This window comes from Roseateles cavernae (assembly GCF_040187885.1).
GTDB lineage: Bacteria > Pseudomonadota > Gammaproteobacteria > Burkholderiales > Burkholderiaceae_C > Roseateles_E > Roseateles_E cavernae.
On record NZ_JBDPLH010000001.1, the window covers coordinates 928,143 to 943,807 of the forward strand.

13 protein-coding genes are annotated in these 15,665 nt (G+C 70.4%); 8 read left to right on the forward strand and 5 right to left on the reverse strand.

What is annotated here, in order from left to right:
- Nucleotides 1–103 precede the first annotated feature (103 nt).
- From ABGI63_RS04470 to ABGI63_RS04490, 5 genes are all read left to right on the forward strand, one after another.
- Entirely contained in the window at nucleotides 104–1,414 is a 1,311-nt protein-coding gene (locus ABGI63_RS04470) for a tryptophan--tRNA ligase (protein WP_349741246.1), read from the forward strand.
- Nucleotides 1,415–1,431: 17 nt separating this feature from the next.
- The gene (locus ABGI63_RS04475; RefSeq protein ID WP_137945504.1) at nucleotides 1,432–2,010 is read left to right on the forward strand and encodes an ECF-type sigma factor; all 579 of its coding nucleotides are present in this window, start codon (nucleotides 1,432–1,434) and stop codon (nucleotides 2,008–2,010) included.
- Between the two features lie 5 nt (nucleotides 2,011–2,015).
- Nucleotides 2,016–4,799, forward strand: a complete 2,784-nt coding sequence (locus tag ABGI63_RS04480) for a serine/threonine-protein kinase (protein ID WP_349741247.1) — start codon at nucleotides 2,016–2,018, stop codon at nucleotides 4,797–4,799.
- Nucleotides 4,800–4,886: 87 nt separating this feature from the next.
- A complete protein-coding gene (locus ABGI63_RS04485) occupies nucleotides 4,887–6,578 on the forward strand; it encodes an AMP-binding protein (RefSeq protein ID WP_349741248.1) in 1,692 nt (563 codons plus the stop codon).
- A complete protein-coding gene (locus ABGI63_RS04490; protein ID WP_349741249.1) occupies nucleotides 6,578–6,967 on the forward strand; it encodes a YkvA family protein in 390 nt (129 codons plus the stop codon). The genes ABGI63_RS04485 and ABGI63_RS04490 overlap by 1 nt, the downstream gene beginning before the upstream one ends.
- 12 nt (nucleotides 6,968–6,979) lie before the next feature.
- Here the strand turns inward: ABGI63_RS04490 and ABGI63_RS04495 are convergent, their stop codons facing one another.
- Nucleotides 6,980–7,270 (reverse strand): 2TM domain-containing protein, encoded by a 291-nt coding sequence (locus ABGI63_RS04495; RefSeq protein ID WP_349741250.1) that lies wholly within the window; start codon nucleotides 7,268–7,270, stop codon nucleotides 6,980–6,982.
- A gap of 214 nt (nucleotides 7,271–7,484) precedes the next feature.
- On the opposite strand from ABGI63_RS04495, the gene ABGI63_RS04500 reads away from it, so the two are divergent.
- The 3 genes from ABGI63_RS04500 to ABGI63_RS04510 are packed head-to-tail and all read left to right on the forward strand — an operon-like array spanning nucleotide 7,485 to nucleotide 9,718.
- Complete coding sequence (locus tag ABGI63_RS04500; protein WP_349741251.1) at nucleotides 7,485–8,894, forward strand: M20/M25/M40 family metallo-hydrolase; 1,410 nt, start codon at nucleotides 7,485–7,487, stop codon at nucleotides 8,892–8,894.
- 6 nt (nucleotides 8,895–8,900) lie between these two features.
- Entirely contained in the window at nucleotides 8,901–9,122 is a 222-nt protein-coding gene (locus ABGI63_RS04505; protein ID WP_349741252.1) for a hypothetical protein, read from the forward strand.
- Nucleotides 9,123–9,136: 14 nt separating this feature from the next.
- Nucleotides 9,137–9,718 carry an NUDIX domain-containing protein gene (locus ABGI63_RS04510; RefSeq protein WP_349741253.1) on the forward strand — a complete coding sequence of 194 codons (582 nt, stop codon included), beginning with the start codon at nucleotides 9,137–9,139 and terminating at the stop codon, nucleotides 9,716–9,718.
- Nucleotides 9,719–9,735: 17 nt separating this feature from the next.
- Here the strand turns inward: ABGI63_RS04510 and ABGI63_RS04515 are convergent, their stop codons facing one another.
- The 4 genes from ABGI63_RS04515 to ABGI63_RS04530 all read right to left on the reverse strand — a co-directional run bounded on the left by ABGI63_RS04515 (nucleotide 9,736) and on the right by ABGI63_RS04530 (nucleotide 15,664).
- The gene (locus tag ABGI63_RS04515; RefSeq protein ID WP_349741254.1) at nucleotides 9,736–12,717 is read right to left on the reverse strand and encodes a di-heme oxidoredictase family protein; all 2,982 of its coding nucleotides are present in this window, start codon (nucleotides 12,715–12,717) and stop codon (nucleotides 9,736–9,738) included.
- 792 nt (nucleotides 12,718–13,509) lie between these two features.
- Nucleotides 13,510–14,076, reverse strand: a complete 567-nt coding sequence (locus tag ABGI63_RS04520; RefSeq protein ID WP_349741255.1) for a hypothetical protein — start codon at nucleotides 14,074–14,076, stop codon at nucleotides 13,510–13,512.
- On the reverse strand, nucleotides 14,073–14,696 hold the full coding sequence (locus ABGI63_RS04525; RefSeq protein WP_349741256.1) for a hypothetical protein: 624 nt from the start codon (nucleotides 14,694–14,696) through the stop codon (nucleotides 14,073–14,075). The genes ABGI63_RS04520 and ABGI63_RS04525 overlap by 4 nt, the downstream gene beginning before the upstream one ends.
- A complete protein-coding gene (locus tag ABGI63_RS04530) occupies nucleotides 14,693–15,664 on the reverse strand; it encodes an MlaD family protein (RefSeq protein ID WP_349741257.1) in 972 nt (323 codons plus the stop codon). The genes ABGI63_RS04525 and ABGI63_RS04530 overlap by 4 nt, the downstream gene beginning before the upstream one ends.
- Between the last annotated feature and the right edge of the window lies 1 nt (nucleotide 15,665).

Sequence of the window (15,665 nt, forward strand, 5' to 3'; positions counted from 1 at the left end):
TTTGGCGAATCCTAAGCCGAGCGCGGCGCGCTTGCTGGGAGAATAGGCGGCAATCCGAGCGACTTTGTCTAATCCGGCCCACACCCGACCCCCGATCACCACCATGACCCTGCGCGTTCTGACCGGCATCACCACCACCGGTACCCTGCATCTCGGCAACTATGTCGGCGCGGTGCGCCGCGCCATCGCCGCCAGCCGCGAGGCCGGCGCCGAGAGCTTTTTCTTCATGGCGGACTACCACGCGCTGATCAAGTGCGACGAGCCCGGCCGCATCGAAGCCTCGCGCCTGCAGATCGCCGCCACCTGGCTGGCTGCGGGCCTGGACACCGAGCGCGTGACCTTCTACCGCCAGAGCGATATCCCCGAGATCCCCGAGCTGACCTGGCTGCTGACCTGCGTCACCTCCAAGGGCCAGATGAACCGTGCCCATGCCTACAAGGGCGCGGTGGATGCCAATCTGGCGGCCGGCGAGGACGCTGACGCCGGCATCACGATGGGCTTGTACAGCTACCCCATCCTGATGGCGGCCGACATCCTGATGTTCAACGCCCACCGCGTGCCGGTCGGCAAAGACCAGGCCCAGCACATCGAGATGGCCCGGGATGTGGCCCAGCGCTTCAACCATCTGTTCGGCGGCGGCCAGGACTTCTTTGTGCTGCCCGAGGCCAGCATCGACGAGGAGATGGAGCTGCTGCCGGGCCTGGACGGCCGCAAGATGAGCAAGAGCTACGACAACGTGATCCCGCTGTTCGAGGGCGGGGCCAAGGGTCTGCGCGAGGCCATCGCCCGCATCGTCACCGACTCGCGCCTGCCCGGCGAGCCCAAGGAGCCCGAGGGTTCGCACCTGGTGCAGATCTACGACGCTTTCGCGAGCCCCGCGCAGCGCCAGGCCTTCCGCGAGGCGCTGCGCGCCGGCCTGGCCTGGGGCGAGGCCAAGCAGCAGCTGTTCGAGCTGATCGACGCCGAGATCGGCCCGATGCGCACGCGCTACGAGGCCTTGATGGCCCACCCCGAGCAGATCGAGGCGGTGCTGATGGCCGGCGCCGCCAAGGCCCGTGCCCAGGCCGCGCCGCTGCTGCAGCGCCTGCGCGAGGCGGTGGGCCTGCGCCGCTTCCGGCCGCTGGCCGCGCCGGTGCAGGTGGCAGCCAAGGCGAAGTCGGCCCTGCCGGTGTTCAAGCAGTACCGCGAGGACGACGGCCAGTTCTACTTCAAGCTCAATGCCGCCGATGGCGAGCTGCTGCTGCAAAGCCGCGGCTTTGCCCAGGGGCGCGAGGCCGGCCAGTGGGTGGCGCGGCTCAAGCGCGAGGGCACGGCCGCGCTGGCCGAGGCGCCGGTGGAGCGCGCTGCCGGGCTCGCGGCCGGCGCGCTGGAACAGGCCCTGGATGCGCTGGCCGCTGCGGCCGCCGCCGAATAAGCAAGGCCTAGCCTGCGATGAGCCAGGGCGCGATCACCCAGCTGCTGGTGGATTGCTCGGGCGGTGATGCCCAGGCGCTGCAGCGGCTTTATGCAACGCTCTATCCCGAGATCAAGCGGGTGGCGCGGCAGCGGCTGGCGCAGTCGGGCCGGGTCGTCGGGCTCAACACCACGGCCCTGGTGCATGAGGGCTTTCTGCGCATTGCCGAGCAGGAGGGCCTGCAAGGCGCCTCGCGCGGCCAGTTCTTCGCCTATGTCGGCCGGGTGCTGCGCTCGGTGGTGATCGACCATGTGCGTGCCGAGGGGCGCGACAAGCGCGGCGGCGATGCGGTGATGCTGACCTTGTCGGCGGCCGAGCAGGTGGCGGCGGTCAGCAGCGAGATGGTGGACCTGATCGCGCTGGACCGCGCGCTGGCGCGCATGCAGGCGCTGGACCAGGGTCTGTATGAGCTGATCGAGATGCTCAGCTTTGCCGGCCTGACGATTGCCGAGGTGGCGCTGCTGCGCGGCACGTCCAGCCGCACCGTCAATCGCGAGCTGATCAAGGCGCGCGCCCTGCTGCAGGAGCTGCTGGGCGACGGCGCCCCCCCTGGCTGAGGCCGATGCTGGCGCGCGATCAATGGCGGCGCCTGTCGGCCGGCTTTGACGAGCTGGTCGAGCTGGGCGCGGCCGAGCGCGCTACCCGGCTCGCCGCGCTGCGGGCGCAGGAGCCGGAGCTGGCCGAGCGCCTGGCGCGCATGCTGGACTCGGCCGACCAGGCCGCTGAGAGCGCCGACCCATCCGAAGCAGCCGTACCGGCCCAGGGCTTTCAGCAGCGCCTGGCCAGGGCGCTGGCGGCCGAGCCCGGCAGCGGCGGCGCCGCGGCCGGCGAGCGGCTGGGTCCCTGGCGCCTGGTGTCCAAGCTGGGCGAGGGCGGCATGGGCGAGGTCTGGCTGGCCGAGCGCGCCGACGGGCTCTACCAGGCCCAGGTCGCGATCAAGCTGCTGCGCGACGATGTCTCGGCGCCGGGCCTGGCCGAGCGTTTCGCACGCGAGCGTGCGGTGCTGGCGCGGCTGACTCACCCGGGCATTGCGCGCTTGCTGGACGCCGGCGTCCAGGCCCAGCCCGGCGGCGGCCGCGCCTACCTGGTGCTGGAGCATGTGGCCGGCTTGACGCTCAGCGAGCATGTGCGCCAGGCGCGGCTGCCGGTGGCCGAGCGGGTGCGCCTGCTGCTGGGGGTGGCGCGGGCGGTCGAGCATGCCCATGCGCAGCTGATCGTGCACCGCGACCTCAAGCCCAGCAATGTGATGGTGACGGCCGAGGGCGCGCCGAAGCTGCTGGACTTCGGCATCGCCGGCCTGCTTGACGACGACGGCGCCAGCACCGACAGCCAGCTGACCCGCCAGGCCGGCCGCCGCCTGACGCCGGCCTATGCCGCGCCCGAGCAGATCACCGGCGCGGCCATCGGCGTCGCGGCCGATGTCTACTCGCTGGGCGTGATGCTGTACGAGCTGCTCAGCGGCGTGCTGCCCTTCGGCCAGGCGGGTGGTTCGCGCACCGCGCTCGAACATGCGGTGCTGCACACCGAGCCGGCGCGGCTGTCGAGCAGCATGCTGCCGCCCGAGGGCCAACGGCCGGGGCCGGGCCGACCGCCCGATTTCGAGCGCAGCCGGGGCGATCTGGAGGCGGTGGCGGCCAAGGCCATGCGCAAGCAGCCGAGCCAGCGCTATGGCAGCGTTGGCGCGCTGATCGATGATCTGCAGCGCTGGCTGGAGCACCGCCCGGTCAGCGCCCGCCGGGACGACTGGCGCCATCGCAGCCGGCTCTGGCTGCGCCGCCACGCCACGCTGGCCATCGCCGCGCTGCTGCTGGGTGCCAGCCTCAGCGCCGGCCTGGCGATCAGCCTGTGGCAGTGGCAGCGCGCCGAGGCCGCAGCGCGCCAGTCCGAGCAGGTGACCCGTTATCTGAGCGAGCTGCTGGCCTCGGCCAACCCCGACCGCCATGGCGGCCGCCCGCCGACGGTGCTGGAGCTGCTGGAGAAGAGCCGTGCCGAGCTGGGCGACAAGTTTGCCGACGACCCGGCGACGCGGGCGCGGCTGCTGGAGGTGCTGGTCGGCACCTACCGCGACCTGAACCGCTACGACATCGCGATCCCGCTGGCTCAGCAGCTGATCGAGCACGCGCAGCAGCACTTCGGTGTCGCCGACGAACGCACGCTGACCGCCCGCCTCGGGCTGGCACGCATCTATTCCTCGCAGGGATCGCCGACCAAGGTGCTGGCCTTGGTCGAGCCGCTGCGGCCCGATCTGGTGCGCCATCACGGCGAGGTCTCGCACCCGCACGCCACCTCGCTTTACCTGCTGGGCGTGGCCTATGCGCGCGTCGGCCGGCTCGATGAGGCCGAGCAGGTGCTGGCGCGGGCCCGGCCCATCGTCGACAAGCTCTACAAGCCCAGCGAGTTCGAGCACATGTTCTTCGACAACTATGTGCAGAATCTGCGCGTCGCCCAGGGCCGGCTGGCCGAGGCCGAGGCCCTGCTGCGCGCCACCGAGCCGCGCTGGGCCACGGCGCCGTCGCGCTATGCCCGCTTCGTGCTCGTGTTGCGGCGCAATCTGCTGGCCGTGCAGATCCGCCAGGCCAGGTATGCCGGCATCGAGGCGCGCGCGGGCGCGCTGCTGGCCGAGATGGAGGCGCTGCTGGGGCCGGGCAACGATATGGCCGCCGGCATGCGGGCCGAGCTGGCGCGCTACCACGCCGACCGTGGCGAGCATGGCCGTGCCTTGCAGCTGCAGGAGCAGGTCCAGGCCAGCCTGAGCGCCGCCGCCGTCGAGCACCCGACCCTGCGCCTGCCGCAGCAGGCCGCGCTGCTGCAGGCCCGGGCCATGGCCGGCCCGGTGGACGCGGCGCTGCGCACGCAGGCGGGCGCGCTGCTGGACGAGATCGGCGCGACCCCGGCCGTCAGCGGGCCGGCGCGGGTCGAGGCCGGCCTGGCCCTGCTGCGGGTCGGCCTGCTGGGGCAAGACCTGGCCCTGGCGACGCGCGCGCTGTCCCTGGTGCAGGCCGACCCGGTGCTGCAGACCAGCGCCGCGCTGCGCAGCCGTAGCGAGCAGCTGCGCGGCCAGCTGCTGCGCGCGCGCGGCGATCTGGCCGGCAGCCGGGTCGCGCTGGAGCGCCGCGTCGCCTATCTCGACGCCCTGCCCGAGCCCCAGCAGGTGCCGGCCTGGACCGCCCAGCTGGACCTGGCCGCCACCCTGGTGCTGCTGCGCGAGCCGGGCGCGGCGGCCGCGCTGGCGCGCGCCGACGCGCTGCGCCCCGCCGGCCTGCCCGAGGTCCATGAGCTGGATGCGCTGCGCCGCGCGCTGGGCGAGGGCCGGCTGGCGCCCGGCTTTCTAGAGCGGCGACTCTGAATCCAGCCCGAGCCCCGCGATAACCCGGTAGGCAGGGTGGCGCCCAGCCTATAGCCTCAGCGCCAAACCCCAAGAGGAGACATGCACATGCCTACCACCATTCCCGCCGACAGCCTGGCCCTGCAGCGCCTGTACCACTGGGAGCGCACCCGCCCGTCCAGCGTCACCTTGACCCAGCCGATGGGCAATGGCCAGGTGCAGGACTTCACCTGGGCCCAGGTCGCCGATGGCGCGCGCCGCATGGCCGCCCATCTGAAGAGCCAGGGCTGGGAGCCGGGGTCCAAGGTGGCCATCCTGTCGAAGAACTGCGCCTGGTGGCTGATGAGCGATCTGGCGATCTGGATGGCCGGCTATGTCTCGGTGCCGCTGTACCCGACCTTGGCGCCCGAGACCATCAAGCAGATCCTCAACCACAGCGAGGCCAAGGCCTGCTTCGTCGGCAAGCTCGACGGCTGGGCCGGCATGAAGCCGGGCCTGCCCGCAGGGCTGCCCTGCATCAGCTATCCGCTCTCGCCCGACGATGCGAAAGCCGCTTACGAGGGCTGGGACGCGATCTGCGCCCGCAACCAGCCGCTGCAGGGCGAGCCGCTGCGCCCGGCCGACGAGCTGGCCACCCTGATCTACACCTCGGGCACGACCGGCAACCCCAAGGGCGTGATGCACACTTTTGGCGCCTTCGCCTGGGCTTTGCAGGCCGGCCTGGGCCGCATCCCGCTGAATGCCGAGGACCGCATGCTGTCCTATCTGCCGCTGGCCCATGTGGTCGAGCGGGTGCTGGTCGAGCATGGCTGGCTGCGCACCGGCATGCGGCTGTTCTTCGCCGAGAGCCTGGACACCTTCACCGCCGATCTGCAGCGCGCCCGGCCGACCGTGTTCTTCTCGGTGCCGCGGTTGTGGGTCAAGTTCCAGCAGGGCATCCAGGCCAAGATGCCGCCGGCCAAGCTGGCCCGCCTGCTGTCGATTCCCCTGATCGGCGGCCTGGTGCGGCGCAAGATCCTGAAGGCCCTGGGCCTGGACCAGTGCCGCATCGCCGCCGGCGGCGCCGCGCCGATGCCGCTGGCCCTGCTGCAGTGGTACAGCAAGCTGGGTCTCAATATCAACGAGGGCTATGGCATGACGGAGAACCTGGCGGTCTCCCACATCACCGTGCCCGGCACCTTGCAGCAGGGCACGGTAGGCCCGGCCTATGACGGGGTCGACACCCGGCTCGACCCGAAGACCGGCGAGCTGCAGATGCGCAGCCCGGCGCTGATGCTGGGCTATTACAAGGAGCCCGAGCTGAGCCGCGAGGCCTTCACCGAGGACGGCTGGCTGCGCACCGGCGACAAGGCCCAACAGGACGCGAACGGCTGCCTGCGCATCACCGGCCGGGTCAAGGATTTGTTCAAGACCAGCAAGGGCAAGTATGTCGCGCCCTCGCCGATCGAGGACCGGCTCGGCGCCCATCCGGCGGTCGAGGCCTGTGTGGTCACCGGCGCCAATCTGGGCCAGCCGCTGGGCATCGTGATGCTGTCGCCCGACGCCGCCGAGCGCAGCGGCACCGAGGCCGATCGCCAGCAGCTGATGACCCAGCTCAACCAGCACCTGGACGATGTCAATGCCCGGCTCGACCCCCATGAGCAGCTCGACTGCCTGGTGGTCGTCAAGACGCCCTGGACCGTCGACAACGGCTTCATCACGCCGACCTTCAAGGTCAAGCGCAACCGCGTCGAGGAGGTCTACGGCCCGCACTTCGAGGAGTGGGTCGAGAAGCGCAAGAAGATCGTGTTCGGGGACTGATGGCAAGGCGCCGCGGGCTGCTCAAGCGCTGGGCCTGGGCGCTGAAGTCCCAGGTCCTGGCGGTGTATTTCGCGGCCCGCGATCCGGCCGCGCCTGCGGGCTTGCGCCTGCTGGCCCTGGTCGTTGCCGCCTATGCGCTGAGCCCGATCGATCTGATCCCGGACTTCATCCCGCTGCTCGGCTATCTCGACGACCTGCTGATCGTGCCGCTGGGGCTGTGGCTGGTGGTCCGCTACATGCCCGGGCCGGTGATGGCGCGGGCCCGGCTGCGGGCCGAGGCCTTGCTGAAGAAACCCCGGAGCTGGGCCGCCGCGGCCGTGGTCATCGCCCTCTGGCTGCTGCTGGCCGGGCTGCTGACGCTGTGGCTGGTGAGGACTTTTCCGCCCTGAATCTGGACCGGCTCACTGAGCGCGGCGCAGCCGCTCCAGCTCGGCCGCCATCATGCGCTCGCGCAGGCCGCCGCCGCTGATCAGCGCCAGCAGGGTCACCAGACCATGGACGGCCAGGCCCAGGCCCCAGCCCCACAGCGGGAACACATGCCAGCGCGGGCCGCCGGTCAGGCTGTTGAGCACAATGAGGCCCAGATTGACCGCGACGAAAACGGTCAGATGAACCAGAAAGCCCATCTTCATGTCGACGCGCTTCTTGGCTTGGTCCCGCAGTTCCTGCTCGGTGGGGGTGCTGATGGTCATGGTGCTGGCTTGGTTTGTGTTGATGGGTCTCATCTTCGGCACCGGCGCTTGGCCCCGCCAGCGGCGGGCGACGAATGGCGAGCCGGTGCCGTGAATCGACGTCGCGACGGCGCGAAGCGGAGCGCGAGCCCGGCTATGCTGGGCGCCGCTGCGAGACAGACCCCTGGGGAGGAAAACAATGCTGGCTTCGTTCCGAGTTCCTGCGTGCCGGCTCTTGCTGGCAACCCTGATAACCCTGCTGCCGGGCCTGGCCGGCGCCCAGTCCGAGGCGCCGGCTTTCACGCCCGCCGAGCTGCAGGCCGCCCAGGCCCTGCGCGCGGCGGCGGCCGATCATGGCCTGGCCTATGAGCTGGTCGATTCGCTGGTCACCGAGGTTGGCGCCCGACCGGCCGGCTCGCTGGCCGATGCCCGGGCGGTCGAGTGGGCGCTGGCGCGGCTGAAGGCGCTGGGCTTCTCGAATGTGCGGGCCGAGCCGGTGCCGCTGCGCGCCTGGAAGCGCGGCGAGGCCCACGCCCATATCACCGCGCCTTATCCACACCCGCTGGTGATGACGGCGCTGGGCAATAGCGTGGCCACGGCCAAGGAGGGCCTGCATGCCGAGATCGCCTACTACCCCGATCTGGAGGCGCTGAAGGCCGACGCCAGCGAGCGCGCCAAGGGCCGCATCGTCTTCATCGACCAGAAGACCGAACGAACGCGCGATGCGCGCGGCTACGGCCGGGCGGTGGCGGCGCGGGCCCAGGGCACGGTCGAGGCCGCCAAGCGCGGCGCGCTGGCCGTGGCGATACGCTCGATAGGCACCGATCGCGACCGCCTGGCCCATACCGGCGCGACCCGCTATGCCGAGGGCATCAGCAAGATCCCGGCGTTGGCCGTCTCGGTGCCCGATGCCGACCTGATCGCCCGGCTGCAGCGCTACGGCCAGCCGGTCAAGATGCATTTGGTGCTGCGGGCCGAGGCCGGCATCGCGGCGACCTCGCACAACGTCATCGCCGAGATTCCCGGCACCGAGCTGCCCGAGGAGGTGGTGCTGCTGGGCGCCCATCTGGACAGCTGGGACCTGGGCCCCGGCGCGCTCGACGACGGCGCCGGTGTCGGCATCGTCACTGCGGCGGCCAAGCTGATGCTGGAGCAGGGGCTGAAGCCGCGCCGCACCGTGCGCGTGGTGCTGTTCGCCAACGAGGAGAACGGTTTCGACGGCGCGCTGGCCTATGCCGAGCAGTACAAGGCCCAGGTGCACCAGTTCGTCGGCGAGAGCGATCTGGGGGCAGGTCTTGTCTACCGGCTGCAAAGCCGGGTGCGGCCCGAGGCCCTGGGCATCGTGGCCCAGATCGGCCAGCAGCTCGCGCCGCTGGGCATCGCCCTGGGCAGCAACGAGGCCACGCCCGGGCCCGATGCCGCGCTGCTGATGCGGCGCCTGAACTGGCCGGCGCTGGAGCTGAGCCAGGACGGCAGCGACTATTTCGACTGGCACCACACGCCCAACGACACGCTGGACAAGATCGACCCGGCCAAGCTGCGCCAGAACGTCGCCGCCTGGGCCGTGATGGCTTGGCTGGCGGCGCAGAGCCCCGTGCCCTTCGGGCCGATGCCGGCGGCGCCGGCGCCTGCCTCTAGGCCCTGAGGCGCGATGGCCAGTTTGCCCGAACTGCCGCTGGGTTTCAGCTGGCTGCTGCATGACAAGACTGGCGAGCTGCAGGTCCGCCGCGATGGCCGTGTCGTCACCCTGATGCGCGGCGACCAGGCGCGGCGCCTGCAGGTCGCGCTGGCGCGCTGCGGCACCGAAGCCGATGCCCAGCGGCTGCTGGCGCGGGCGACGGGGAATTACAAGCGGGGGAATGAGAGGCGATGACAAGCACCGATCCAATGACCGCCGCCACCGATCTGGCTCAGCGCGCCCAAGTGCGCGCCGAGCTGCTATCGATCCAGCCCTGGGACGCGCTGGAGCGGGAGCAGCTGGCGCAGATGCTGGACTGGGTGGACAGCGGCGCGCCGCTGTGCCGCATCGCCAAGCCGGCCACGCCGCCCCGCCATCTGGTGTCCTACTTCGCGCTGGTGGACGAGGGGCACATCCTGCTGGTCGACCACCGCAACGCCCGCCTGTGGCTGCCCAGCGGCGGCCATGTTGAACCGCTGGAGCCGCCGCGCCGCACGGTGGCGCGTGAGCTGGCCGAGGAGCTGGGCCTGGTGCTGGACGAGTCCGAGGTCGGTCCGCCGCGCTTCCTCACCTGCACCACCACGGTCGGCCTGACCGCCGGCCATGAGGACGTGTCGCTCTGGTACGTACTGCATGGCGACCGCCATGCGCCGCTGCCGCGTTTCGATGCGGGCGAGTTCGAGGCGGTGCGCTGGTTTGCGTTTGACGAGGTGCCGCTGCAGCGCAGTGATCCGCACATGGGGCGGTTTCTGGGCAAGCTGCGGAGCGGGAGGCAGCTCGCCCATTCCTGATGCGCCGCAGCTGGCTGTCACAGCGAGTTGAGGAAGGCCAGCAAGGCCTCGCGATCTGTCTTGGACAGGGCCTCGAAGCGCTGTCGGCTCGCCGTTGCCTCGCCGCCGTGCCAGAGGATGGCTTCGGTCAGCGTGCGGGCCCGGCCGTCATGCAGATAGCCTACCTTGCCGGCATTGCCGGCGACCCGCTCGGTGTAGCCGATACCCCAGAGCGCGGGCGTGCGCCACATGCTGCCGCTCGCCTGCCCTTCGACCAGGTTGTCGGCCAGATCTGCCCCCATATCGTGCAGCAGCAGGTCGGTGTAGGGCTTGATGATCTGGTTGCGCAGCTCGGAGAACTCGGAACCGTTGCCCGTCTTCATCTCGCTGACATGGCAGGCGGTGCAACGGTTGTTCTGGAAGATCTTGGCGCCTGCGGCCACCTGGGTCGGATTGACGTCCAGGTGGGGCAAAGGGGCCACGCCCTTCGGGAAGCCGCTGGCCACGCTGCGCTGTGCCGGCACGGCGAGCAGGCCCAGGTAGCGGGTGATCAAGGTCAACTCGTCTTCGGAGAGGCCTTTTTCCACTTTGGACGGCGTGCACTTGCCAGCCTGGCAATCGCGGTTCGGATACACCGGGCTGGTGACCGACATGTCGAGCAGGGCCGCGTTGGCGGCCTGATGACGCAGGCTGACCTTGGAGGCCTTCCAGCCAAAACGACCCAGCTTCACCACGCCGGTCTCCGGGTCGTAGGCGTAGTTGGCCTGGCCTTTGACGCCATCGGCGTCAGGCGTGCTGCGCACGCGCGAGAGGATCTCAGCGTCGGAGACGGCCTCCAGCAGGCCCATGCCGATCATCGGCTGGGCGCTGCGCAGCGAGAACACGCTTGGCGTCGGTCCGTCGAATGCGACCCTGGGCTTGCTCAGCGTCACCGCGGTGCCATCGGGCAGCGTCACGGTCTTCAGGTCGAAGCCCGCCACACGCACGCCGGTGCCCCAGTCCTGCGCGGCGCCGGTGGCCAGCGAGCGCGCATTCATCTGGACGGCCATGCCGTAGATCGGATGCGGCACCTGCTGCCCGCTGGCGTCGGTCGTCGCGGCGCGCACCGCCATCGTATCGAGCCGCTGGTTGATCGCGCTCGGCGCCAGGCTGCGGCCGTTGCCGATGTGGCAGGCGAAGCAGGTTGCCTGGTTGAAGCGTGGGCCTTGCAGACCCACGCCCGCCTGGTTCCGGTCGTTGCCGCTTTCGTTGTGATCGCCGGTCCACATATGGGTGTGGATCCAGCGGCGCCCTTCCATGAAGCGCTGCATGTTCTGCATACCGATCTGGTTGTTCGGCTGCTGGAAAATGAAGCTGGAGTTGTCGGCATAGTCGTAGGACACCGAGCCCAGGCCGCCCTGCAGGGTGTCCTCCGGCAGCGGCGCGTTCATCAGGCGCGGCTGCACGCCGTACCAGGGGCGCAGGCCGCTGCCCACCACATAGGTCACCTCGTTGGTGTAGTAGCGGAAGGCGCCGCTGTCGCCGATCGCGTCCATCGCCGCGCGGGTCGAGAAGAACGAGCCGGTGAACTCGATCGCGTCGCCCACCTTCAGCGCACGCGAGGCCACGCTGGCGCCGTTCGGCGCCATCACGCCGTTGGCGTTGGCGGCCAGCGCCCGGTGGCCGGGATAGTTGTCGAGCACGACGCTGCAGCCGTCGTTGGCGCCCTTGACGCCCTTGTAGCCGCCGTTCGGATTGAGCAGCGCGCCCTGCGGCGGCTTTGCGACGATGGCGCAGGCGGCCACATCGTTGAAGCCTGCCGTGTAGGTCGAGCGGTCCAGCAATTCTCCGGGTGACATCCAGCCATAGCCCGTCACACCGGGTTCGTCGAAGCGCCGGAAGAAAGAGTGGCCACCGCCCCGCTGTGCCTGCTGGTAATACTGGTTGACGACGATGGTCGGCTTGGTGACGCCGGCCACCCGGCTGTTGTCGATGAACTCCACGCCCCAGGTGCGGTTCTTGAAGTAGTTCGCGATGAAGTTCAGGTGGGCGCCCGGACCCTTGTCCTGCGGCTTGCCCGCTGCATCGACCGTCTCGTTGACGCCGTAGCCGATCTCGTTCCAGTCCTCGCCGCGCTCGCGCGCGTGGCGGGAACGACCCACCATGCCGAAGCGGGTGACCAGGGTGCCATCGGGCAGCGAGAACTGCACCGTCTCCAGCGGCGCCTGCACCGCTGGCGAGGGCGCGAGGGCCGCCCCATTGGCCGGGAACGGCAGGGCTGTGGTGGTGAGCACGGGCAGGGAGTTGTCGCTGCCCGGCGATTTGAAGGTCACCTCGAACAGCGAATAGCCATACTGTGTGGCCCGTGCGACGCCTTGCAGTCTCACGTAGCGCACATGGGCGTTGAGGTTGAAGAACTCCTCGGTACCGCCTTTGCTGCCCACCACGTAGCGGATCTGGTACCAGGTCTGCCCGTCGTCGGAGCCTTGCAGCGCATATTCCTTTCCGTGCGCGTTTTCCCAGGACAGCTGCAGATAGCCCAATTGGGTCTTGGCGCCAAAGTCGAACTGGATCCACGCGGCATCGTTCGCGGCGCTGGACCAGCGCGTGCTCATGCTGCCATCGACGGCCAGGGCTGCCATGTGGGCGCCCTCGATGGCCGACGAGGTCGCCGCAGCCACCTTCACCGCCACGCCCGGCTTGCTGAGGTCGATGCTGCCGACCGGCAATTGCTGCGCGGGCGGGAGTGTCGGCGTTGCCTCGGGCGTGGGCGTGGGCAAGACCACCGGCGTGGCCACCGGTGCAGGCTCCAGAACGGGCTCGGCCATGGGCGACGAGGCCGGTATGGCCGGGGGCACGGGCGCGGGCGACCCACCGACGGGCGGCGCGTCTGCGGGCGGCGAGGCCTCGCCGCCACCGCCACCGCCACATGCCGCAAGCGCGGTGGCAAGCGCGACGAGCAGGGCTGATGTGACCCACGGATGGCGAGGCGCGTGCCGTTGCGGGCCGGCGGCCACGGCGCTATTGGTCTTGCTGTTCATGTTCAATTCCCGCGGAGGTGCTGACAACGAGGGAAAGGCGACCGAAAGCCATCCCGCCGTTAGTTGTCGCTTTGTTTATTTCTTCTTTGTCGTCCGCCAGGCGACGACGGCCGGCCGACTGCGCGAGATGGTGTCAGTGCCCGTGTCTGGGCTGATGTCGACTTGTAAGTGGATATGAATGGCGAGGAACGCACAGTCTTCTGACTCGTGACATAGCACCGCATTCGGTGCTGTGCGGGTGTGCCGCCTGAGGCAAATGCCGGCTGCTCTGCCTGGCCCTTAAGTGTTGCCGGCAGTGGCGTTAGCGGGCTTTCCCCCTGCCCGATCAGCCCCCACCGGTCAGCCGCCATGTCCATCGGAGTTGTTGACGATCAGTTGCAGACGGTTGCAGTTCTGCCAAGCGTCGGGGCTTCTTGTCGCGGCGCTGCGACTTCCCGCATGCACAGGGTCGGGTGGTCATCAAGCCGACTTGGCAGCACTCGTTGCTCGGCGGCGGCCGCGCTGGCCGTCGGGGCAGCGAGGGAATAGGGTTGGTACAGATAGTTCGGGCAGGGCGTGCTCGGCTGCAGATTGCTCAAGGTGGCACATTGCTGCACCCGCTCGCAGGGATGGGGCTGGTTTTCGAGGGCGTGGATCGGCCGGAGACGGAAGTGCCCGGTGCAATCCGACGCCGAGGAATCACCCCTTGGGGCGAAGGCGCCCTCCGAGGCGGATGTCGTCCTACCCGTCCTGCCAGCAAGACGATCCTGGGCGGGGTCAGGTCTCGCCAACGGCAGCGCCGGGTACGGCTAGCTAGCGCAGATGGCGCGAGATATCCAGCGCATCGGCCTGAAACCAGCGCGCCGTCTTGCTGCGCCCGCACTGCAACACCAGGTGTTCGACGCGCTGGGCCGGCGCCAGCTGCGGCAGCACCTGTTGCCAGCGCAGGATGCGGGTGCGATAGCCGTCGGTGTCGCCCTCGATGTACTCATGCACCTGGGCGGGTGGGCCGTACAGGGTCTTGAGCCTGGCGCTGAGCCGGTCGCAACGCGGGTGGCGCGCCGGGCTCAGGACCTTGCCATCGGCGGACTGCACGGCCGGGCGCTCGAAACCCAGCCGCAGCCGCCCCTGGCCCGAGCCATCGGGACTGGCGATCTGGATGCTGTAGATGTGATCGTGCGAGCGCTCGGGCGGCAGCGTCATGTAGCTGCTGCCCGTCGCATCCTGCGGGTAGCGCTGGCGCAGCTGTGCCGCCGTGGTGTCCAGACTCAGCCCGGCAAAGCCATAGGGTGTTGGCGTCGGCTCGGCCCGCAGGCCGCTGCTTGCCAGCACCAAGACCGCTACGGTCCCGAGCCAGTCGCCCATGGTGCCGCGACTCATTGGGGGCCCAGCACCAGCGCCATCCTCCGCCGCACCCGCTCGGCCCCGGCCGCATCCCCCGCCGCCTCCGCCTGCCTGAGCTGCTGATGCAGCCAGGCCAGCAGCGGCCTGCGCCAGCCCTGCGCCGAGGCGGTGTCCACCGCCAGCGCCGCATCGACCGTTTCGCCGCGCCGCAGCCGCACGCCCATGGACACCAGCCGCGCCAGTGGGTCGGCGATGGCCGCCGGCTGGGCCTGGCGCTGCGCCTCGGGCAGCAGGGCCAGGTCTTGTTGTTCGTCGCTGCGGCCGGCCAGATAGGCGGCATAGGCGCGCTCGGCCGGGCCGGCATCGACGGCCAGCGGGGCGAAGCCGGGGCAGTCGTCGTCGAACTCCAGGCTGGCCACGCGCGCGGCGCATTCGGTCAGCAGGGCGCGGGCCAGCAAGTCGGCGCGGCCGGTGCGGGCCAGCTCGGCGCGGGCGCGCTCGAAGTCCAGCGCGGCGACCCGGCTGTTGCCGGCCAGATAGGCTGCGGTGGCGCGCTCCAGCGCGCTCTTGGCATTCATCTGCCAGTCGGGCGGCGGTGGGCCGCTGGCGCAGCCGGCCAGCGACGCGATCAGGCAAACCAGGCCGAGACGCTTCATGGCAGCTTGATCTCGGTGTCGCGCTTGAAGGGCCAGCGCCGGTTGACCTCGTTGAGCAGCTGCTCGACCTTGCGCAGGCTGGCCTCGACCTCGGCGCGCAGCTGGCCCAGGTCTTCGGTGGCGGCGCGGGTGTTGCCAGTGATGCCTTGCACGTCCTGCAGAATGACCTCGACCTTCCTCAGGCTGGCGCGGGCCTCGCCCAGCAGGCTATTGAGCTGGGCCACGGTGGCGCGGCTGTCGCGCAGCAGGCCCTGCTCGCCGAAGACCTGGCTGTCGGCCTTGGCGACCAGGCCGTCCAGGCGCGCCAGCAGCGTGTTGGTCCGGTCCAGGGTCTGGATGATCTTCTTCGCGTCCTGCTCACCGCCCATCAGCGCGCCGAGCGCGCCGCCCGGGCCGTTCAGGCGCGCGGTGGTGGTCTGGACATTGCGCAGCGTCTGGTTCAGCGGCGCATCGTCGGCGGTGATGGCGCTGAGATTGGCCAGCAGGTCGCGCACGCCGGCCATCAGGCGCGGGATCTCGGCGGCGGCGTCGCCGATCAGCACCTCGCGCTCGGCGCCGTCGGGCAGCGGCGGGTCGGCCAGGATGCCGCTGTAGGCGCGGATGCGCGGCGCGCCGACCAGGCCGCTCTCCATCGTGAACACGCTGCTGCTGCGCAGCCAGCGCGCGTCCTTGAGCGGCACGTCGATGACGATGCGGGCCTTGCCGGCGTCGGACAGCTCGATGCGCCGCACCCGGCCGATCGCGAAGCCGGCGAAGCTCAGGTCCATGCCGACGACCACGCCCTCGGCGTGGTCGGCCACCAGCACCAGGGTCTGGGCGCGCTCGAAGGCGCCGCGCGCATACAGCACATAGGCCACCGCCGCCGCCAGCAGCAAGGCCACGGCCAGCAGCAGCAGCCGGGCCTTCAGGTCCAGGTTGGCGACCGGTGGCGGGGCGTCGCTGGGGGGCAGGTCTTGCGAGTCCGTCATG

Excerpts from the sequence above, each read along its gene's own strand:
- ABGI63_RS04470 (WP_349741246.1), top strand. The coding sequence starts at position 104 with ATGACCCTGCGCGTTCTGACCGGCATCACCACCACCGGTACCCTGCAT.
- ABGI63_RS04475 (WP_137945504.1), top strand. The coding sequence starts at position 1,432 with ATGAGCCAGGGCGCGATCACCCAGCTGCTGGTGGATTGCTCGGGCGGT.
- ABGI63_RS04480 (WP_349741247.1), top strand. The coding sequence starts at position 2,016 with ATGCTGGCGCGCGATCAATGGCGGCGCCTGTCGGCCGGCTTTGACGAG.
- ABGI63_RS04485 (WP_349741248.1), top strand. The coding sequence starts at position 4,887 with ATGCCTACCACCATTCCCGCCGACAGCCTGGCCCTGCAGCGCCTGTAC.
- ABGI63_RS04490 (WP_349741249.1), top strand. The coding sequence starts at position 6,578 with ATGGCAAGGCGCCGCGGGCTGCTCAAGCGCTGGGCCTGGGCGCTGAAG.
- ABGI63_RS04495 (WP_349741250.1), bottom strand. The coding sequence starts at position 7,270 with ATGACCATCAGCACCCCCACCGAGCAGGAACTGCGGGACCAAGCCAAG.
- ABGI63_RS04505 (WP_349741252.1), top strand. The coding sequence starts at position 8,901 with ATGGCCAGTTTGCCCGAACTGCCGCTGGGTTTCAGCTGGCTGCTGCAT.
- ABGI63_RS04510 (WP_349741253.1), top strand. The coding sequence starts at position 9,137 with ATGACCGCCGCCACCGATCTGGCTCAGCGCGCCCAAGTGCGCGCCGAG.
- ABGI63_RS04515 (WP_349741254.1), bottom strand. The coding sequence starts at position 12,717 with ATGAACAGCAAGACCAATAGCGCCGTGGCCGCCGGCCCGCAACGGCAC.
- ABGI63_RS04520 (WP_349741255.1), bottom strand. The coding sequence starts at position 14,076 with ATGAGTCGCGGCACCATGGGCGACTGGCTCGGGACCGTAGCGGTCTTG.
- ABGI63_RS04525 (WP_349741256.1), bottom strand. The coding sequence starts at position 14,696 with ATGAAGCGTCTCGGCCTGGTTTGCCTGATCGCGTCGCTGGCCGGCTGC.
- ABGI63_RS04530 (WP_349741257.1), bottom strand. The coding sequence starts at position 15,664 with ATGACGGACTCGCAAGACCTGCCCCCCAGCGACGCCCCGCCACCGGTC.